This window comes from Micromonospora endophytica (assembly GCF_003236305.1).
Taxonomy (GTDB): domain Bacteria; phylum Actinomycetota; class Actinomycetes; order Mycobacteriales; family Micromonosporaceae; genus Micromonospora; species Micromonospora endophytica.
In genome coordinates this window covers 1-17,189 of the sequence record NZ_POTX01000022.1, presented here as the reverse complement: position 1 = coordinate 17,189, position 17,189 = coordinate 1, and the positions used below count along the sequence as shown (strand labels likewise).

General features: G+C 67.5%; 25 protein-coding genes and 1 tRNA gene. 17 read left to right on the top strand and 9 right to left on the bottom strand.

Annotated elements, in window-relative coordinates:
* The first annotated feature begins 45 nt into the window (after nucleotides 1–45).
* Nucleotides 46–300 (top strand): type II toxin-antitoxin system Phd/YefM family antitoxin, encoded by a 255-nt coding sequence (locus C1I93_RS05550; RefSeq protein WP_111242131.1) that lies wholly within the window; start codon nucleotides 46–48, stop codon nucleotides 298–300.
* On the top strand, nucleotides 297–671 hold the full coding sequence (locus C1I93_RS05545; RefSeq protein WP_111242130.1) for a type II toxin-antitoxin system VapC family toxin: 375 nt from the start codon (nucleotides 297–299) through the stop codon (nucleotides 669–671). The genes C1I93_RS05550 and C1I93_RS05545 overlap by 4 nt, the downstream gene beginning before the upstream one ends.
* Nucleotides 672–722: 51 nt before the next feature.
* On the opposite strand, the gene C1I93_RS33045 is transcribed toward C1I93_RS05545, so the two are convergent.
* On the bottom strand, nucleotides 723–821 hold the full coding sequence (locus C1I93_RS33045) for a type II toxin-antitoxin system YoeB family toxin (RefSeq protein WP_111242129.1): 99 nt from the start codon (nucleotides 819–821) through the stop codon (nucleotides 723–725).
* Between the two features lie 253 nt (nucleotides 822–1,074).
* On the opposite strand from C1I93_RS33045, the gene C1I93_RS05535 reads away from it, so the two are divergent.
* On the top strand, nucleotides 1,075–1,599 hold the full coding sequence (locus C1I93_RS05535) for an SMI1/KNR4 family protein (protein ID WP_111242128.1): 525 nt from the start codon (nucleotides 1,075–1,077) through the stop codon (nucleotides 1,597–1,599).
* A 33-nt stretch (nucleotides 1,600–1,632) separates the two neighbouring features.
* Here C1I93_RS05535 and C1I93_RS05530 read toward each other — a convergent pair whose 3' ends face one another.
* Nucleotides 1,633–2,049, bottom strand: a complete 417-nt coding sequence (locus C1I93_RS05530; protein WP_111242127.1) for a type II toxin-antitoxin system VapC family toxin — start codon at nucleotides 2,047–2,049, stop codon at nucleotides 1,633–1,635.
* On the bottom strand, nucleotides 2,031–2,288 hold the full coding sequence (locus C1I93_RS05525; protein WP_111242126.1) for a FitA-like ribbon-helix-helix domain-containing protein: 258 nt from the start codon (nucleotides 2,286–2,288) through the stop codon (nucleotides 2,031–2,033). The genes C1I93_RS05530 and C1I93_RS05525 overlap by 19 nt, the downstream gene beginning before the upstream one ends.
* Before the next feature lie 186 nt (nucleotides 2,289–2,474).
* On the opposite strand from C1I93_RS05525, the gene C1I93_RS05520 reads away from it, so the two are divergent.
* The 9 genes from C1I93_RS05520 (at nucleotide 2,475) to C1I93_RS05490 (ending at nucleotide 7,746) form a co-directional block, all read left to right on the top strand.
* Nucleotides 2,475–2,738 (top strand): hypothetical protein, encoded by a 264-nt coding sequence (locus C1I93_RS05520; RefSeq protein ID WP_111242125.1) that lies wholly within the window; start codon nucleotides 2,475–2,477, stop codon nucleotides 2,736–2,738.
* A gap of 3 nt (nucleotides 2,739–2,741) precedes the next feature.
* Nucleotides 2,742–3,002: a hypothetical protein gene (locus C1I93_RS05515; RefSeq protein WP_111242124.1), complete on the top strand. Its 261-nt coding sequence runs from the start codon at nucleotides 2,742–2,744 to the stop codon at nucleotides 3,000–3,002.
* Nucleotides 2,999–3,652: a hypothetical protein gene (locus C1I93_RS31135; protein ID WP_146603429.1), complete on the top strand. Its 654-nt coding sequence runs from the start codon at nucleotides 2,999–3,001 to the stop codon at nucleotides 3,650–3,652. The genes C1I93_RS05515 and C1I93_RS31135 overlap by 4 nt, the downstream gene beginning before the upstream one ends.
* Nucleotides 3,649–4,077, top strand: a complete 429-nt coding sequence (locus tag C1I93_RS05510; protein WP_111242123.1) for a hypothetical protein — start codon at nucleotides 3,649–3,651, stop codon at nucleotides 4,075–4,077. Before C1I93_RS31135 ends, C1I93_RS05510 begins: the two co-directional genes overlap by 4 nt.
* A gap of 163 nt (nucleotides 4,078–4,240) precedes the next feature.
* Complete coding sequence (locus C1I93_RS05505) at nucleotides 4,241–5,029, top strand: GntR family transcriptional regulator (protein WP_111242122.1); 789 nt, start codon at nucleotides 4,241–4,243, stop codon at nucleotides 5,027–5,029.
* A 261-nt stretch (nucleotides 5,030–5,290) separates the two neighbouring features.
* On the top strand, nucleotides 5,291–5,437 hold the full coding sequence (locus C1I93_RS31385; protein WP_181445021.1) for a hypothetical protein: 147 nt from the start codon (nucleotides 5,291–5,293) through the stop codon (nucleotides 5,435–5,437).
* On the top strand, nucleotides 5,434–6,585 hold the full coding sequence (locus C1I93_RS05500) for a helix-turn-helix domain-containing protein (protein WP_111242121.1): 1,152 nt from the start codon (nucleotides 5,434–5,436) through the stop codon (nucleotides 6,583–6,585). Before C1I93_RS31385 ends, C1I93_RS05500 begins: the two co-directional genes overlap by 4 nt.
* A gap of 91 nt (nucleotides 6,586–6,676) precedes the next feature.
* Complete coding sequence (locus C1I93_RS05495; RefSeq protein ID WP_249412385.1) at nucleotides 6,677–7,084, top strand: hypothetical protein; 408 nt, start codon at nucleotides 6,677–6,679, stop codon at nucleotides 7,082–7,084.
* Nucleotides 7,085–7,332: 248 nt separating this feature from the next.
* The gene (locus C1I93_RS05490; protein ID WP_111242119.1) at nucleotides 7,333–7,746 is read left to right on the top strand and encodes an XRE family transcriptional regulator; all 414 of its coding nucleotides are present in this window, start codon (nucleotides 7,333–7,335) and stop codon (nucleotides 7,744–7,746) included.
* Nucleotides 7,747–7,786: 40 nt separating this feature from the next.
* Here C1I93_RS05490 and C1I93_RS05485 read toward each other — a convergent pair whose 3' ends face one another.
* The 3 genes from C1I93_RS05485 to C1I93_RS32265 all read right to left on the bottom strand — a co-directional run bounded on the left by C1I93_RS05485 (nucleotide 7,787) and on the right by C1I93_RS32265 (nucleotide 9,145).
* Nucleotides 7,787–8,317: a DUF6036 family nucleotidyltransferase gene (locus tag C1I93_RS05485; RefSeq protein WP_111242118.1), complete on the bottom strand. Its 531-nt coding sequence runs from the start codon at nucleotides 8,315–8,317 to the stop codon at nucleotides 7,787–7,789.
* On the bottom strand, nucleotides 8,314–8,706 hold the full coding sequence (locus C1I93_RS05480; RefSeq protein WP_111242117.1) for a hypothetical protein: 393 nt from the start codon (nucleotides 8,704–8,706) through the stop codon (nucleotides 8,314–8,316). The genes C1I93_RS05485 and C1I93_RS05480 overlap by 4 nt, the downstream gene beginning before the upstream one ends.
* Before the next feature lie 316 nt (nucleotides 8,707–9,022).
* Nucleotides 9,023–9,145: a hypothetical protein gene (locus C1I93_RS32265; protein ID WP_258378263.1), complete on the bottom strand. Its 123-nt coding sequence runs from the start codon at nucleotides 9,143–9,145 to the stop codon at nucleotides 9,023–9,025.
* 30 nt (nucleotides 9,146–9,175) lie between these two features.
* On the opposite strand from C1I93_RS32265, the gene C1I93_RS05475 reads away from it, so the two are divergent.
* Together C1I93_RS05475 and C1I93_RS05470 are read left to right on the top strand one after the other, a co-directional pair.
* Nucleotides 9,176–9,643 (top strand): hypothetical protein, encoded by a 468-nt coding sequence (locus tag C1I93_RS05475; protein WP_223256752.1) that lies wholly within the window; start codon nucleotides 9,176–9,178, stop codon nucleotides 9,641–9,643.
* Nucleotides 9,640–9,993 (top strand): hypothetical protein, encoded by a 354-nt coding sequence (locus C1I93_RS05470; RefSeq protein WP_111242116.1) that lies wholly within the window; start codon nucleotides 9,640–9,642, stop codon nucleotides 9,991–9,993. Before C1I93_RS05475 ends, C1I93_RS05470 begins: the two co-directional genes overlap by 4 nt.
* 227 nt (nucleotides 9,994–10,220) lie before the next feature.
* On the opposite strand, the gene C1I93_RS05465 is transcribed toward C1I93_RS05470, so the two are convergent.
* From C1I93_RS05465 to C1I93_RS05455, 3 genes are all read right to left on the bottom strand, one after another.
* Entirely contained in the window at nucleotides 10,221–10,478 is a 258-nt protein-coding gene (locus C1I93_RS05465) for a Txe/YoeB family addiction module toxin (RefSeq protein WP_111242115.1), read from the bottom strand.
* Nucleotides 10,475–10,750, bottom strand: coding sequence for a type II toxin-antitoxin system Phd/YefM family antitoxin (locus C1I93_RS05460; RefSeq protein ID WP_111242155.1), 276 nt, complete (start codon nucleotides 10,748–10,750; stop codon nucleotides 10,475–10,477). Before C1I93_RS05460 ends, C1I93_RS05465 begins: the two co-directional genes overlap by 4 nt.
* Before the next feature lie 138 nt (nucleotides 10,751–10,888).
* Nucleotides 10,889–10,960 (bottom strand) — tRNA-Lys (locus C1I93_RS05455).
* A gap of 167 nt (nucleotides 10,961–11,127) precedes the next feature.
* On the opposite strand from C1I93_RS05455, the gene C1I93_RS05450 reads away from it, so the two are divergent.
* The 3 genes from C1I93_RS05450 to C1I93_RS33380 all read left to right on the top strand — a co-directional run.
* Complete coding sequence (locus tag C1I93_RS05450) at nucleotides 11,128–11,610, top strand: anthrone oxygenase family protein (RefSeq protein WP_223256755.1); 483 nt, start codon at nucleotides 11,128–11,130, stop codon at nucleotides 11,608–11,610.
* Nucleotides 11,611–11,944: 334 nt separating this feature from the next.
* Nucleotides 11,945–16,045 (top strand): Ig-like domain-containing protein, encoded by a 4,101-nt coding sequence (locus tag C1I93_RS05445; RefSeq protein ID WP_223256753.1) that lies wholly within the window; start codon nucleotides 11,945–11,947, stop codon nucleotides 16,043–16,045.
* A 109-nt stretch (nucleotides 16,046–16,154) separates the two neighbouring features.
* The coding region (locus C1I93_RS33380) for an NAD-dependent epimerase/dehydratase family protein (protein ID WP_111242113.1) at nucleotides 16,155–17,189 on the top strand (1,035 nt) is incomplete at its 3' end.

Genomic DNA, 17,189 nt, shown 5'->3' with positions numbered 1-17,189 from the left:
CGGGTCGAGTTGGCTAAGCTGTTAGCTAAACGAGGAGGTCGAATGATGTCGGCTGAAGCTGTGCATTACAACATGCACGATGCCAAGACCCATCTGTCGCGCATCATCGAACGAGTGGAACGCGGCGAAGAGATCATCATCGACCGGGCGGGTACCCCGGTGGCGAAGGTGGTACCACTGGTGCGCCGGGCCAACCGCACCGCAGTGGGTTCCCTCGCCGGGCAAGTGGACCTCTCCGGCGACTGGGACTCCCCACAGACCAACGCCGAGATCGCCAATGACTTCGGCATCGGCGCATGACCCTGCTGCTGGACACCCATGTCGCGCTCTGGGCCATCACCGGCGATGCCACCCTCGACGCTGAGTTCCTTGACCAACTGCGCCACGATCCGGACATTTTCCTCTCCCCGGTCAGCCTGTGGGAGATCACCATCAAGCAGAGCGTAGGGAAGCTTGCCGGACCCGCTGACCTTGCCGAGCAGGTGCGGGACATGGGCTTCCGTGAACTCCCGGTGACCCATGCCCACGCCATCGCTGCCGGCCACCTGCCGCCCTACCACCGCGATCCCTTCGACCGCATGCTCGTGGCACAGGCGATCACCGAGAATCTGACCCTGGCCACCCGAGACGCATCGGCAGCGCTGTACGACGTGGACGTCTTCAAGGTGTGATCAGGCGGGGCGACCACCGCCAGGACCGGTCTTGGCATGAAGGAGCGATGGTCATGAGAAGCGTGATCTCAGTGTGAAAACGTCGTCCTTGGTGATTCGGCACACCAGCCGGTGTTCGCGGTCGATCCGGCGGGACCAGAAGCCGGACAACTCGCCCCGATGCCAACCGGGTGGCTCGAAGTCCGCTTAGGGCGACCGGCAATAGGGGCGGTCGGCTCTGCCCACGAGATGCCGCAACTCGTGGGTGGGCGCACGAGATGCCGCAACTCGCGGCCTCAGCGGGCCCGGACAGCCCGACATACCGCAACTCGTGCCGCTCACCGCCGAGGAGGTGCTGGCCCGCGCGGCACGGGGGTGACGTTGCGATTCAATTCGCGTCGGTCCTCCTCGCTAGGGTGCTGCCGTGGAAGATGATCGTCGTACCCTGCCGACTCCGCTCTCCGAAGCTCATCAGGTCGGCTTCGACTACCGGGATGGTGCCGGCGTCGACTTCGAGCCGTACCGGCACTTCCTGGACGCCGCTGAGACCGCCGAGTGGTGGCGGGCCTGGACGGGGAACGCGGAGCTTGACGGCTCCGAGTTCCGGGTCTTCGGGCAGGACGGCACGGGCGGCCTCGCCGCCTTCTGGCTGGTGCGTCCCGGCGAGCCGATCGAGCAGCAGCCGGTGGCGTTCCTTGGTTCAGAAGGTCAGCGGAGTGTCGTGGCGCGGGACCTGTGGGCCTATCTCTGGCTGCTCGCCGACGGCTGCGGTCCCTGCGAGGCCACCGAGTACCCCGACCACGAACATGAGCCGCGTCCGGAGGCTCGCCTCATCGAGATCGCCGAACGCTGGGCACCGGCACACCGCCAGTCGGCGGGTGACGTCATCTCCGCAGCGCGGCAAGAGTTCCCCGGCTTCGACGAACTGATCGACTCGATGTGCCGGTAGCCACCGAGCTGTGATCAGGAGGGTCAGCGACCGTCAGGACGCCGCGAGCAGTCGGATCTCACAGCGGACGCCGCTGGCCTTGGCGAGCCGACCGTCACCGGTCACGAGTGGGCAGGCCATCAACTCCGCCGTCGCGACGTACGCCGCGTCGTACGCCGTGATATTGGTCCGTAACTGCCACATCCGGTCAAGTAGCTGCGCGACACCAACCTCGTCGATGACGAAGGAGGAAAGGGTGTCGATCGCCTCCTGAGCCCGGGCGAGGCCGAGCTTCCCACCGAGAACCTTGCCTCCGATCACCGACATGACCTCGACCAGAAGATGCCCGGGCGCGGCCCAGTGCGGATCTCGGGTCAGTTCCGCCCGCGCCGCGTCGCCGACCGGCCCGTCGTCGACCAGGGCATCGGCCAGAACCGACGCGTCCACGACGATCACGCGGCACTTCCCCACGGTCCGCCGCCCCGCTCCCGCTGGTCGTTCAGCTCCGAGGCACTCTCCCCGGGCAGGGACCGCGTGCCGTCCGATCGACCGGCGAAGCGGTCGAGGGTTGCGGTGTTGCGCAGTCGCCGGGCCTGGGTCTCCACCAGCTCCAGCAGGTACGCCTGGAGTGACTGTCCGCGCGCCTTGGCCTGGGCGGCCAGGGCATCGCGTACTTCTTCCGGCACGTCCCGAATCTGAAGAGCAACCATGCATTCATTATGCATGCAGCAGTTCTCGCCGCCCATAAATGATGAGTCTGCGGATCGCAGGCGACCCGCCAACTGTCGTCTCGCCGTAAGGCGGGGCTGCGAAGGGGGATTCATGTTGGATAGTGTCTGCCTCGCTACCGCAAGTGATGGACCCCAGCATTCCGCGAAGCGGACCGGAAGGACGGCATGGCCAGCATCGAGCAAGTCAAAGCCGAACTTGCCCAGGCAGCCGAGCAGTGCAACGCGACGACGAACCAGATCCGAGCCGCCATCGAGGGCACCGAACAGGTGCTCTCCCGGCTTCGCGCAGTCGCCGCCGGCACCGGACATCCCACGATCTCGGAGGCGATCAGCCGAACCGAGCAGAGCAAGCAACGGCTGATCGAGGCGGCGACGGTCCTTCAGGGCAGCGCCCAGGCGGCCCGGCAATACATCAGCATCCTTGGCTGACCCGTGAGCATCGGTGAGGTCAAGGCCGCCCTCGGAGAGGCCAACTACCTGCTTGAGCAGGGCAAAACGACAATCGAAGGGGTCGGCACGACCCTCGACGAGGTCTCCACGCTCGTGCTCGCCACCCTGCACGACAGCCAGCGGACCGAGGCACAACAGGCCCGCAAGGCCATCGCCGACGCCGTACGCGAGGTGAAGTTGACCCTGCGGGCCATCGCCGCGGCGCAAGAGAGCGGCAACGCGTACCGGGAAGTGCTGGGATGAGCGGCCTGCTCGCCCAGGTCATCGCCCAACTCAAGTCCGCTATGGACCAACTGGACGCAGTCGCGGTACGCGCCACCCGCGCGGCAACAGGCGTCGCCGAGGCGAACACCCGGTACGTGGCGGCTGGCAGGGGTTCCGATCATCCGACGCTCCGCGCGGCGGTGGCCAACAGCCGCACCGGCACTGACAAGGCACACCGGTTGGCCCGGCTCAGCAGCGAAGCTGCCCGGAATGTCAGCGCGTACCTCAATGCCATCGCCCCGGGCTCGGCACCTCAAGCAGCCGCCGCATCCACGCCACCGTCCGGCGAAGAACTCGTGGCCGACAGCGACCGACGTGACCTCGCCCGCGACCGAATGCGGGGAGTGCTCCACCGGGCCGCGCGGAAGGCCGACGAACTACAGGAGCGAGCGGCCGAAGCAGTCGACTCCTCACATAAGTTGATCAAGCTTTTAAAGGATCCGAAGGGGCCTTCCGGGACTCAGTCAACGGGAACTGGTACCCCCGTAGTTTCAAGCCCGGCACCACGGCCGAAGATTGATGGCGCGGAGGCCGCAGGCAATCTCGTGGTGGTCGGCCTACTGGCAGGCATGGGGGCACGGTGGTTCATGATCGCGGCCGGCAAGACGATAGCGAGGTTGAAGAGGTGAAGGTTCAAGCGCTCAGCGATCTAGTCCGTGCGTTGGCCCGAGCTGACTGGGATGCCGCCGAGGCCCTCGTCGCAGAGATCGGCCGTGGCGGCTGGGTCGGCGGCCTCCAGGTCATTGGGGCGGCATTCACCCTTGCTGTCAACCGGCACTTCGAACCGGATGCCAGTCCCAGCGATGTTGCCGCATGGGTGTCCACAACCCGTTCCCAGTACCAGGACGGGGACACCCTGCCGGCCCTTGAGATGGAGGGTCTTATCCGCGCCGCCCTCGGCGAACCGGCGCTGGTCGACAACATCCCCGCCGAGACCATGATCGCCGCCGAGATCTTCGTCCTTGGGCAGCTACTGCAAGAGAAGAAGCTGACCCCAGCCGAGCTTGATGAGTTCGTGGCGGAAGCGGAGGAAGTCGCTGCGGAGTACATGTAGGCACCGCCGACGCACGCCGGAGGCATACCCGCGGGCGACAAATTGTCCGTAGACAACCCGAGAGTCCAAAGTTAATCTGTAGAGATTTGCCGGGTCGCAAGGCCCGCTCCATGCCGCCACAGGGCCGCAAGTAGCCTTCTGTCAGACGACAGTTGGAGATCCGGTGGACAACGCGAGCGACCCGACGATAAAGCACAGCGCCGAGACCTTCGCCGCCGAACTCAGGCGCAGGATCAGGGAGGGCGTCCAGGGTTACGAAGCTGGCGCAAAGCTCCCTACGCTACGCGAGCTTGCCGCGACCGAAGCGGGTGTGGCCCGGGGCGTTGCGGAGAAGGCTATCGATCGCCTGCGCGCTGAAGGGTTGGTCGAGTCACGCCGGGGTTCCGGCAGCTACGTCCGGGCGGGCCGAATCCCTCGCTCCTCTCCTGGTCGACTGTCGTCGAAACAGTGGGGGCGCGGGCTGTCGATCCAGGCGCACGACGCACCGAATCCGCCGAAGGCGGTAGATGTCGAGGTGGGCGATGTCGTGCCACCGCCGCATATTGCCGAAGCGCTCGGGGTGCCGCCCGGTGAGGCAGTGTTGTCGAGGTACCGCCGCTTCGTGCGGGATCGACGCTCCGTCCAGCTCGCCACCGCCTATCTTCCGACAGGTTTGACCCGTGGGACTCGCATCGAACACACCGATACCGGACCGGGTGGGACGTTCGCCCGGCTCGCCGAGATGGGATTCGCGCCCACGAGATTTGTCGAGCGGGTGATCAGTCGCGCACCCACCCCGGAAGAGATTGACGGGGTGGACGGCCGGGACGGGCTGGGTCTACGTCGAGAAGGGAGCCTGGTCTTCGAGATCACCAGGTACGCCTACGCAGGTGACCGCTGCGTTGAGGTATCGCTGATGGTGCTCGACGCCGAGGCGTACGAACTGGTGTATGCCTTTCCGGCCGACGCGTAACGTCGGAATATTGTCAGATGAAGACTTGATTGTCTGCTGACAATACGCCACGCTTGGTTCTGTAGGGATAGTCCCACGCCGGTCATTTGGTCGAAGAAGTCCTGGTGTGGGAGTCCATCTCCCGAAGGGACCTGACATGTGTGCTACTTCCCCTGCACGAGGCTGCCCTGCTGCGGCTTCTGCGAGCAGTCGCCCCCATCCAATGTGTCGTCACCCGTGGGCTCTGTCGCTGCGCTCTGGCTCGACGGAAGGTGAGCGCTCGTGGGTGTCGAGGTGGTGATGATGATCCTCAGTGGGGTGCTGCTGGGGTTCGTGACGGGGCTGTTTGCGTTCAGGGTGAAGTCGCGGTGGTGTCCGCGTTGTGGGGAAGCCACCGACGCCATGCCGCCGGTGCGGGGGGAACGATGAACCGGCCGCACCGCCGCGACCACAACTCCGTACCCATCGGGCGGCGGGTGGCTGAGTTGCGGACCAACCGGGGAATGAGTCAGCAGGCGTTCGCCGACCGGCTCGGCAAGTCGAAAAGCTGGGTCGACAAAGTGGAACGCGGGGTACGTCGGCTCGACCGCTACTCGGTGATTCGGGACATCGCCGACGTGCTGCGCCTGGACCCGGAAGTGCTCCTCGGCCCGCGCCGGCCGGCACCGGCCACACCGAGCGTGGAAGGAGTCGACGCGGTCCGCGCGGCCCTCGCGTCGTACCACGATCGACCGCTGCGCACCGTCCCGGCGCAGCAGGCCAGCCAGCAGGTCGGGCACGCCTGGATGAGCTACCAGCATGCCCGCTACCCGCAGCTCCTGGGCGCACTACCCGGCCTGCTCGACGTGACGCGCGGGCCGCGGAGCCTGCTGGTGTCCACGTACCGGATCACCGCTGCGGTCCTGGTCAAGCTCGACCACGCCGAGCTTGCCTGGCTGGCCGCCGACCGGGCCGTCACCGCCGCCGATGGCGGCCCCACACTCACCGCCGCCGCCACCATCGACGTCACCCAGGCCCTGCGCGCGCTCGGCCACCACCAACTCGCGCTCACCGCCGCCCTCACCGCCGCGGACACCACCGACGACCACACCGTACGCGGAACCCTCTTCCTCCAGGCCGGACTCGCCGCCGCCAGCCGAGGTGACCGCCGCAACGCCCAGGACCTGCTCGACCATGCCGCCGGCCTGGCTCATCGGCTCGCCCGCGACACCGACGCCCAGCACACCGCCTTCGGACGGACGGCCGTCCAGGTGGCCCGCTCACTCGCCGCCCACCACCTCGGCAACCCCAGCGAAGCCATCGAACGACACGAACACGCCATCCGCAGCGACGGCTGGCGACGACTACCACCCGAACATCGCGCCGCCCACCTCATCGACACCGCCCACGCGCACCTCGACACCGGCGACCCCACCCAGGCCGGGCAAGCCCTACTCGACGCCGACAGCCTCGCGCCCGCCGAGGTCCGCAGCCGCCCTGTCGCCCGTACCCTCCTCGCCCAAATCATCCACCGCGGACCGGCAGCGGCCGACATCGCGCGACTGGCCACCATCGTCGGCCTGACCCGCCAACCCTGACCCGCACGACCGCCGATCGCGGCGCTCCACACACCCATTCGATGAGGCACTCGACATGAACGAACAACCATTGAGCGACGTAATCCGAGCCATGGCCCGAGCTGACTGGGACGGCGTCGACGCCATTCTTGAGGAGATCCGCCGTAGCGACCAGCTCGGCAACCCCCTGATCATCGGTGGAGCGTTCGCGCTCGCCGTCAATCGGCACTTCCCACCCAACACCACCCCGAGCGACGTAGCCGCCTGGGTCTGCGCCACCCGCCTCCGGTACAACGACCGCGACACCCTGCCGGCCCTGGAGATGGAAGGGCTCATCCGCGCCGCCCTCGGTGAACCGGAACTGGTCGACAACATCCCCGCCGAAACCGCGCTCGGAGTCGAGGTGTTCATTCTCGGAGAGCTACTCCTGCAGACGAACCTGAGCGCGACGGAACTCGACGAGCTGGTGGCTGACGCAGAGGAACTCGCCGCCGAATATCGCCCGCCTTCGTCGGCTTGACCCGACAACCCTGACCCGGACCCGCCGCACGCGGCACTCGACGAACCGCAGGACTGACCGATCTCTGAACTGGGCAGAAGCGAAGAAGCCTCCTGGTCGTTGAACACGAACATGAACGACACAACGGTCCGGTGCACTCTTACACCAGGCCGGTGTGCTATTACACCAGCCAACGCCTACCACTCGGGCGAATCGAGGGCGAATGGAACAAGCCTCAACAGCCCGCTCCAGCACGTGAGGGGCACCGCATGATCAGCTCGGGCCGCCACCCGAAGAAGGAGATCGCCGATGAGCTCATGACAACATACGCATTCACCGTCATCCTTGACCGGCAGCCTGTCGGCAGTGAACTGGACGCACTGTTCGAAGCAGGCTGCGACGATGCGGCGTTCGGCACGGAGAACGGCCTTCCGGTCGCGGAGTTCGACCGGAACGCCGAGACCATGGCGGACGCGATCGCGTCCGCCGTACATAGTCTCGATGAGGTCGGCCTGACTGCGCTCCGCGTCTTGGATCAGGACCGGGTGACGCTTGCCGACATAGCGGAACGGGTCGGACAGAATCGTGAGTCGGTACGGCGATACGCGGCAGGCGACCGAGCTTCGGGCGACTTCCCACCACCAGTCAACCCGAGCAGAGACGGCACGGTGTTCTATCGGTGAAGCGAAGTAGCTCCGTCGCTGCGGAAGCCCGATGGCGGGTCTACGAGTCGTCGAAGACGTCGTCGAGCACGAGTCTCGCCCGGCCTGGGACCTCCTCATCCGGGAAGACTTCCGCACACAGGGCGAGGACCTGCTCCGCGCTGGTCAGCCGGAGGTGGTCGACCAGGAAGCGGATGTCCTCGGCGTCTCGCCGCCGTGCGGCAAGCACCTTCATGGCCAGCAGATGCTCCGCAGACGCCGCAGCCACCCGCAGGCCGGGGTGGTCGAAGACGCGCGGAGCCGTCGCGTCGCCTCCCGGAGCGACATAGGCACTCGCCTGCTCGTTGAGCCACCAGTGCGGCAGGCCGAGTTCATCCGCCACCGCACGAGCCTCGTCGAGCACGATGCCATGGGGTTGGAACACCGCGTCGATGTCCCGAGTAGCCCGTCGAGCGTCGTAGGCCAAAGCCATCGCCGCCCCGCCGAAGATGTAGAGGTCCGCGACAACACCTCGCCTCGACAGCCGATCCCCGAGCCGCCGGAAGGCATCCTCGATCGCCGCGCGGTCCAGCAATGGATCATTGATGCTCACGCGACGTTCAGCTCCTGCGCCGAGACGTACACGCCCCGACGACGGAACGCTGCTGGCGCGTGCACCACCGCGTCGACCCGGGCGGCACGGGTGTTGAAGGGAAACCAGAACCGCCGGAGCGACCGTGCCTCGACCCACGTCGGCGCGCCCCGCCCATCCTTGGCTGCCAGGTGTTCCGTCAGTGCCGCGAGGAATACGTCCCAGCGCTCGTCGCCGGTAGACGTTGGTTCCTGGTCCAGTAGACCGGCGCGTATCTCGGCCGGTTCCCAGCGGTACTCCTCAAGAAACTCCGCCACCAGCCGCCACCGTCGCGTCTCGTCGGATCCGACCAGCAGAGCCCCTAGGCGTGCCACCGTCAGTGGCTCGTACCTCGCGGCGCGCTTCTTCATTCCCTCGACGCTAGTACATCCGGCGACGGATCCGTGGCTAGCCACAGTCCGCATCGGGCAGCCACACAGAGAGCGGCACGACCGACGCGGTCAGCTGGTTCACCCGCAAGATCAACTTGGTGGGCGGCCAGGGACTCGAACCCTGAATCCGGCCGGTCTCACGAGTATGCGCCGCGACTAAACAGATCGGGCGGCTGAGCATGGCATCCGTTCACGGCGCCTGACAACGTTTGACAGCCCTTGTCGCCCTCTATCGTGCCGGAGTTGTGCCCGTTAATCTTGTCACAAGGGGAGGCGGGCGTGCCCGGCCGCAGGGCTACTTGAAGACGCCGATGATCCCGGTAACCGTGCCGACGATGCCGCTGACCGTTGCGAGCTTCGCTGACGCGCCGGTCCAGATGCCCTTGGACTTCTCCCGCCAGCCAAGTCCAGCTGACAAAACGACCACTTCTGAAGTAGTGTTGATATCATGTCGATGCCGTTGGAGTCGGTGCCGTTCTCGGAGTTGCTACGTCAGCCAGTGGAGACGACCGAGCGGCTGTCCCGCGCTCGCGCAGTGCGGCTGCGCCGCCGTGACGCCGCTGACCTGGTGCTGATGTCCGCCGACCGGGCGGCGGCCGAGGGCGAGGTGGTGGACCTGACCGCCCGACTGCTGGCCAGCGTGGTGCGCCGGGAGCCGGCCCTGGTGCGCGAGGTGCTGCCCACCGTGCTGCCCTGGGTGCGCTTCCTGCCGCCTCAAGACGTCGAACAGATGGCCGACGAATTCGTCGCCACGGCGGAGGCAGCCGCGGCATTGGGCAGCACTGCGGCCCTGTCGCAGCTCCTCACCGAGTGGCGGCACTCCGCCGAGATCCACGCGGACCCTGACCTGCATCGGATCCTCGCTGAGCCGAGTTCCGACGACTTCGGGCCGGTCACGCGCCCGGCCGGCGAGTGAGCGCCAAGCGAGGCGACCGGGCCGCGCCGCCACCACGACCCGGCGGCTACACCCTGCGATTCGCCACCAACGACGCGGCAAAAGGCTGGGAGGAACTGTGCCGCCAGGCCGCAGCCAGCACCCGGGTCGCCTTCGACGCCATCGAGTCTGATCCCTGCCCCTCCCCGCCGACCAGCCGTCAGCATCCCCTCAAGGGCTCGCTCGCCGCCGCCACACACAGCGGGAAGACGTTGCCGCAGTGGCAGTATGAAGTCACTGCGGGCGGGCGCATCTGGTATCTGCCTGACCACGACACCAACACCTGCTGGATCAAGCACGCCGGCACCGGGCATCCCAAGGCCACCGACTGACTTGGCCTGTTGCGCATGTGTACGGATCCGACCACGACGAGACGCGAGAGATCGGCGACATCTTGGCTCGCCTCCGGATCTCCAGACCTTGATCTCGTGAGCGCAGCAAACCTGATCCCCGGTTGTGCCCTCGATGCGCCCGATGATCTTCGCTTGGCGTTGTCGCAGCTCATCGGCGGTGTGTGGTGGGCCGGAGGTACCACCACTGCCGCTTCCACGCCGGTCCGTTACCGGTCGCCGTAGTGGTATCGGCAGGCGATGATTTCGACGTCGTCCTTGGTGATTCGGTACACCAGCCGGTGTTCGCGGTCGATCCGGCGGGACCAGAAGCCGGACAGCTCGCCCCGCAAGGGCTCCGGCTTTCCGATGCCCTCGTACCCGTTGCGCATCACATCGGCGATGAGATCGTTGATGCGCTTGACCAGCTTGCGGTCGGTGTGGCTGAGGTACTGGCTCCATGCTGTCGCGGTGAAGACCAGCCTCACGCGACGTCTCGCGCGGTGTCCGGGTCGGCCAGCTCCCGCTCGGTCGTGTCGCCCTGCTCAAGCTCGGCGATCGACCGGCGAAGGACTGCGGCGTTGCTGGGGCTACGCAGGAGGTACTCGGTTTCCTTCATCGACTCGTACTCGGCCAGCGACACGATCACCACCGGCTCATGGCCCGAGCGGGTCACCACCACTTCCTCGGCGTCGTCGATGACGCTGTCGAGTTCGGCAGCCAGGTTCTGGCGTAGCTGGGTGAAGTTCACGGTCCGCATGACCACCTCCAGGGCAAGTACAGGAAACTGTACCTCAGATGTCCTGCCTTGCTCCTGGGTGATGCTGTACTTCGCTGCTGTACGAGCCACGCAGACAAAGACAGCGGCCCCGCAAAGGGCCGCTGAGCTGGAACGGAGTGGGCCGCCAGGGACTCGAACCCTGAACCTATGGATTAAAAGTCCACAGCTCTGCCATTGAGCTAGCGGCCCGCGCGCTCAGGTTACCGGACACCTGTGGGGCCGGGCTCGCCGCTTCCCGCCCGGCGGGTGAGCAGTGCGGCTCCGCAGCGGGTGACGCGTGGTCGAGATGGTTGATCGGGGCTGGCAGGATCGGCGTGGTCGGCTGTGCCACGGGGAGGTCAAGCATGCCGGAAGTGATGCTCGTTGTTGTGCTGGCCGGGGCCACCCTCAGCACCGGGTTGGTGGCGGGGCTGTTCTTCGCGTACGCCTGCTCGGTGTTGCCGGGTCTGGCCGCGACCGACGATCGAACGCTTGTCGGCACCATGCAGTCGATCAACCGCAAGATTCTGAACGGCTGGTTCCTGTCGGTGTTCCTGGGCGGGCCACTGCTGGTCGCGGTGGCCGTGGTGGCCGAGGTCGGGCGGTCTGGTGCCGGCGGTGCGGTGCTGGGCTGGCTGGTTGCCGCGCTGGTCGGGCATCTGGTGACGTTCGGCGTGACGATGCGCTGCAACGTGCCGCTCAACAACGAGTTGGATGCCGTCGGGCCGGTCGACGGGATCACTGACCTGGCGGCGGTTCGGCAGCGGTTCGAGGGGCCCTGGGTGCGCTGGAACCTGGTCCGGACGGTCAGTTCGGTTGCGGCCTTCGCCGGCCTGATCGGTGCCCTGCTTGTCCGCTAAGGCGGGGATAAATCCGACAGGTCGCTGATCTGGAATCGGAAAACAATGGTCTGGATCAGGCGATCCGCGTCGCGTTTTCGGGTCCGGAAGCGCTCGTCGCGACGTATTGGAATGTCCGTCGGAGTGGCTGGCCATCCCAATCGCCGGGCTTGCTGCCGGCTGCCCGACAGGGCTCATATTACCTGGTAGGAACGGTTTAGTCGGAGCTGGATGAGACCTGCGTCATAGGAAATCCCGGAGAAACGTGGGCTGGCTAGCGTCCCGCACGTTCAATATTTCCACTCCTTTTCCGGGAGAATATGTGTCGCACGTACGAACGCGGAGGAGCACGCGGTTGCTCCTCGCGGTGGTCGCCTCGCTCGCGGCCCCGGTAGTGCTGACCTCGCCGGTGACGGCGGCCCCAACGACGGTGCCGCCGGTAGCCGCGACCCCCACTGTGACCTCGGCGGACCTGCCCGACCCGACGGCCCGCGGGCCGTTCGGCTACCAGGCCATCCAGGAGGTCAAATTCGGCCTCGCCACCATCCAGGAGCCGAACTCCGCCGGAGCCGACCCGACGGCCGGTACGGCACAGGCAGCGGAGCAGATCGAGATCCGCGGCCAGCTCTACACCCCCGACTGGACCCGGCGTACCAAGCCGTCGCCGCTGATCGTGCTGGTGCACGGCAACCACGGCTCGTGCGACTCCGGGTTGAACAACGCCGCGCTCACCTGTGCCGTGTTCAAGCACAACGAGAGCGGCTACGCCTACCTCGCGGAGAACCTCGCCACCTGGGGTTACACCACGTTCTCGGTATCCCAGGACCAGCTGATGATGCGGCAGGACAGCGCCAAGGGCAAAGGCATGCACAACCGCCGCCTGCTCATCGCCGCCACCCTGGACGCGATAAGTGCGGCGAACCGCGCTGGTGGTCTGCCGGTCGACGAGCACACCACCATCGGCACCACGCTCTCCGGCCGCCTCGACCTGACCCGCATCGGCCTGATGGGCCACTCACGCGGCGGTGACGCGGTGTCGAGCTTCATCGACTACAACCGCATCCGTACCGACGGGCCGCGCTATCCGCTGCGCGGTGTCATCTCGCTCGCGCCGGTGGACTACGAGCGCAAGGCGCCGTACGGCATGCCGTACATGACGATCCTGCCGATGTGTGACGGCGACGTCTCCAACCTGCAGGGCGCCCGGCTGTACGAGCGCAGCCAGTACGTCAACCCGAACGACCCCTTCCCGCGGATCCAGGTGGAGCACCTGGGCGCGAACCACAACTGGTACAACTCGGTCTGGTACGCCGACGGCAGCGCGGACGGCCAGAACAACAACGACGCGGCATGCGGCAACTCGGCACCGTTCGCGACGAACAACATCCACCCGAACAACCTGCGGCTCAGTGGTGCCGCCAGCTCCACCGACCCGAGCCGGAACTACCAGATCGACAACTCCGACCAGCTCAACCCGGCGGTGAACACCAAGTTCTCGGGTGACCCGGCGCGCATGGGTGACCAGGAGAAGCTCGGGCTGGCCACGATGGCCGCCTTCTTCCGCCGCTACATCGGTGGCGAGGGCGCGTTCCAGCCGTACCTGACCGGTGAGTTGGCGGACACCTCCACCGGTTTGCAGGTCCCGCCGACGGCCTGCCCGACGAGCCCGTCCGGCATGGCCATCCCCTGCAACGAGCGGGTCAACACGAGCTACTTCGCCGCGCCGCAGGAGCGGGTGGACGTGATCCGCCCCGAGGTGACGAATCCGCTCACCCTCAACGCGCTCGGTGGCTCGTTGAACGGCAACGGCTTCGCCGACCCGTACGCGCAGGCCGCTGGGGTTTCGCCGAAGCCGGCGGCGACCGAGGGTGGTTACGACTGGTGTAACCCGGAGCCGGGGGAGTTCGCGCCGTCGCAGCTCGGCAAGAGTGGGCTGCCGACTGCCGCCAAGCCCTGTCCGTTGCCGGCGGCGGGCGCGCTCGGTGGGCAGAACGCCACCCGGGAGAACAGCCCGATCAACCACTCCTATGGTCGCCAGCTCACGCTCGCCTGGGAGCAGGGCTCGACGGCCACTCTCACCGCGCAGATTCCGGCGGCGTCGAAGGACCTGCGCGGCCTCAAGGCGCTGACGATGGGCGCTGCCGTCAACTTCTTCGATCTGCGTAACCCGGGGGCCGACAACCGGGGCGACAACACCCGGGACACCACTGTGAACGGCACCCCGGCGAGCCCGGTCTGGCCGAACGAGCTGCCCACCTCGTACGACCCGACGTCGACGACCCAGCGCTTCCTGATCGCGCTTACCGACACCTCCGGCCGCGAGGCCACCGTTGACGCCGGGGACCCACGCTGGGGTAACGCCCTGCACATGTCGACCGGCACGAACACGCCGAACACGCACATCGTTCTCGACCAGATCCGGGTTCCGCTCAGCGAGTTCGCGGCGCAGGGCGTGGACCTCGGCTCGCTGGCCCAGCTCGAGTTCCGGTTCGGCGTGGGTGACCTGCCGAAGTCCGGCTCGATCCAGCTGGCTGACGTGCGCTTCCAGGAGAGCACGGCCGGGGCGAACCTGCTGTCGGACGGCAACCAGGCGAACGGCGCCGGTTACGGCCGGTCCGCCCTGGGCGGTCCGGACCCGGCGACCTACCTGCGGGCGTACGACAACACGCCGGGCAACGTCGCGCTGATCGACCCGGTCGCGAACCCGTTGGGGAACACCACCTGGACTGTCGACGACGACCGGAAGCAGTGCCCGGACGCCCAGTTCACCTCGATCCAGACGGCTGTCGACTACGCGTCGCCGTGGGACACGATCGTGGTCTGCGCGGGTGTCTACCAGGAGTCCTCGACTCCGGTGCACCACGCGTCCAACCCGGTCCAGGCCGGTGCACGCAACGGCCTGACGATCAACAAGCCCTTGAAGATCAAGGGTGCCGGCGCGGACAAGGTGATCATCAAGCCGGACCAGTCGCTCGGCACCCTGGCGGGCGATCAGCCGTACCTGCGGGACGGTGGCGGCAACGTGATCACCGTGTCCCGGCAGTCGCTCGGCTCGACCGACACCAACGAGATGTTCGTCGACATCTCGGGCGTGACGGTGACCTCGGGCAACGTCTGGGCCGAGGCGGGCATCGCCTTCTTCGGCGCGGCCGGCCGCATCGCGAACAGCGTCGTCGGCCCGATGAAGGTCGCGACAAACGCGCAGGAACTCGCCGAGCACCCGCACGGCTGGGGCATCGTCAAGACCGGCGTGATCCGGGGGACGAGTTCCGCCACGGTCGAGAGCGAACTGACCGTCACCGGCAGCGTGATCTCCGGCTACCAGTCGGGCGGCATCCTGTTCGACGGCGCGCGGGGCACGGACGGCAACCCGGACAACACCGTACGGACCGGCATCCGGTACCGCGGTTACGTGACCGACACGGTCGTCAAGGGTGTGCCGAACAGCGTGTACCCGCAGACCGGCATCAAGTACGCCAGCGGGGTGACCGGCTTCGTGAACGACAGCCGGATCACCGGGAACTACTACCTGCCCGAGCCAGCCAAGTCGTACGGCATCCTGCTGACCGACGCCGGTACCGACACGGCCGGGGCGCTCACCGCTTCGGGTGACATCCTCACCGGCAACGGCTTCGCCGCGTACAACGCCAACGCCGACAACAGCGCCGTCCGCGAGGGCGCGCCGTTCGTGGTCTCCGGCAGCTACCTCGGCAAGGGGAAGCCGGTGCCGGGCGGCCCGGCGGTGCCGAGCACCGGAGTCGAGGCCATCTCCGGCCCCGACAGCACCGGCGCGGCCACTGTCACCCTCACCAAACTCCAGTCGTCGCCGCCGCGCGCGGTGCCGACCGGGGTGGGGCGCACCGTCGACCTCGCGCCGTCGGCCGAGGTGGCCGACCCGGGGCGGGGCTCGGTGTTCCAGGTCGGGACGCCGGTGTATCCACTGGTCCGGGGCACCGATGACTTCGCCATCGCCTCGGCCAGTCTGCTGGTCAACGGCACCAAGGTCGGCACGACCAGCACCGCTCCGTACCAGTTCAGCTGGACACCGGGCCCGAAGGACGCGGGCAAGAAGGTCACCTTCCAGGCGCTGGTCGTCGACTCGGCCGGGCACAAGACGCTGTCCAAGCCGGTGGTCAGCACGGTGGCACCGGTCACCCCATCGCCCACCGTGAAGATCAACAAGGTGGAGGTCAACGCCAACGCGGGTACGGCGACGGTCACCGCCACGGTGAACACGGCCGGTGTGGTCACCATCTCGGCCGCTCAGGTGGCCACGGCCACTAAGCAGGTGAGCAAGGGGAGCACCGTCACGATGACGGTGTCGCTCACCCCCGCGTACCGGCAGACGTTGATCAAGACGGGCCGGCTGGACGTGAAACTCACAGTCGCGTTTGCCAACGCGACAGGTAAGACCGCGAGTCAGTCCGTGGACGTGAAATTCATCAAGAAGGGATGACCCGGCACTTCAGGCACTGACGGGAAGGGCTCTCCGGGCAGGGAGGGCCCTTCCCGCTCGTTCGCCGACGGACAGGCGTGGAAAGCGACTGACCGGGTACGGGTCGGACATGCGGATCGTGGTGGTGGGGGCGAGTGGCAACGTCGGCACCGCGCTGCTGCGCCGGCTACGGCGAGAGCGCGGCGTCGATCTGGTCGGGGTGGCGCGCCGGTTGCCGCACGCAGGTGCCGGTGAGCCGTACGACGGGGTGCGCTGGCACTCCTGCGACATCGGGTCGCCGGGCGCGGCCGACGCGCTGGCCGGGATCTTCGCCGGTGCCGACGCGGTGGTGCACCTGGCCTGGCAGATCCAGCCCAGCCACGACCAGCGCCAGTTGCGCCGCACCAACGTCGGTGGCAGCCGGGCGGTGGTCGACGCGGTGCTGCGGGCCCGGGTGCCGGCGCTGGTGTACGCCTCGTCGGTGGGCACCTACGCGCCCGGCCCGAAGGACCAGCCGGTCAGCGAGCGCTGGCCGACGACCGGGGTGGCCGGATCGTCGTACAGCCGGGACAAGGCGGCGGTGGAGGAGATGCTCGACGGGATCGAGCGGACCCATCCGGCGCTGCGGGTGGTGCGGCTGCGGCCCGGTTTGATCTTCCAGCGGGAGGCCGGTACGGAGATCAGCCGCTACTTCCTCGGGCCGCTGGTGCCGGTGCGGCTGCTGCGGTTCGGTCGGCTGCCGCTGGTGCCCAGCAACCGCCGGCTGCGGATGCAGGCGGTGCACGCCGACGACGTGGCGGACGCGTACGCCCGAGCGGTGTTGGGTGAGGCGCGCGGTGCCTTCAACGTCGCCGCGGACCCGGTGCTGACCTCGGAGCTGGTGGCCCGGCACTTCCATGGTTGGACCGTGCCGGTGGCCGCCCCGGTGCTGCGCGCGGCCGCCGCGCTGACCTGGCGGGCCCGGTTGCAGCCGGTCGACGCCGGCTGGGTGGAGTTGGCGCTGAACGCACCGCTGATGTCCAGCGAGCGGGCCGAAACGGAGCTGGGCTGGCAGCCCACTGTCAGCTCGGTGGCCGCGCTGAAGGAACTCCTTGCCGGCATGGCGCATCGCGCCGGCACTCCCAGCCCTGTCTCTTATACACACCTGACGCTGCCGACGATAAGG

What these genes read in the sequence shown, in the direction of transcription:
- C1I93_RS05550 (WP_111242131.1), top strand. Translation starts at nt 46, where the DNA reads ATGTCGGCTGAAGCTGTGCATTACAACATGCACGATGCCAAGACCCAT.
- C1I93_RS05545 (WP_111242130.1), top strand. Translation starts at nt 297, where the DNA reads ATGACCCTGCTGCTGGACACCCATGTCGCGCTCTGGGCCATCACCGGC.
- C1I93_RS05525 (WP_111242126.1), bottom strand. Translation starts at nt 2,288, where the DNA reads ATGGTTGCTCTTCAGATTCGGGACGTGCCGGAAGAAGTACGCGATGCC.
- C1I93_RS05520 (WP_111242125.1), top strand. Translation starts at nt 2,475, where the DNA reads ATGGCCAGCATCGAGCAAGTCAAAGCCGAACTTGCCCAGGCAGCCGAG.
- C1I93_RS31135 (WP_146603429.1), top strand. Translation starts at nt 2,999, where the DNA reads ATGAGCGGCCTGCTCGCCCAGGTCATCGCCCAACTCAAGTCCGCTATG.
- C1I93_RS05500 (WP_111242121.1), top strand. Translation starts at nt 5,434, where the DNA reads ATGAACCGGCCGCACCGCCGCGACCACAACTCCGTACCCATCGGGCGG.
- C1I93_RS05495 (WP_249412385.1), top strand. Translation starts at nt 6,677, where the DNA reads ATGGCCCGAGCTGACTGGGACGGCGTCGACGCCATTCTTGAGGAGATC.
- C1I93_RS05490 (WP_111242119.1), top strand. Translation starts at nt 7,333, where the DNA reads ATGATCAGCTCGGGCCGCCACCCGAAGAAGGAGATCGCCGATGAGCTC.
- C1I93_RS05480 (WP_111242117.1), bottom strand. Translation starts at nt 8,706, where the DNA reads ATGAAGAAGCGCGCCGCGAGGTACGAGCCACTGACGGTGGCACGCCTA.
- C1I93_RS05475 (WP_223256752.1), top strand. Translation starts at nt 9,176, where the DNA reads ATGTCGATGCCGTTGGAGTCGGTGCCGTTCTCGGAGTTGCTACGTCAG.
- C1I93_RS05460 (WP_111242155.1), bottom strand. Translation starts at nt 10,750, where the DNA reads ATGCGGACCGTGAACTTCACCCAGCTACGCCAGAACCTGGCTGCCGAA.
- C1I93_RS05450 (WP_223256755.1), top strand. Translation starts at nt 11,128, where the DNA reads ATGCTCGTTGTTGTGCTGGCCGGGGCCACCCTCAGCACCGGGTTGGTG.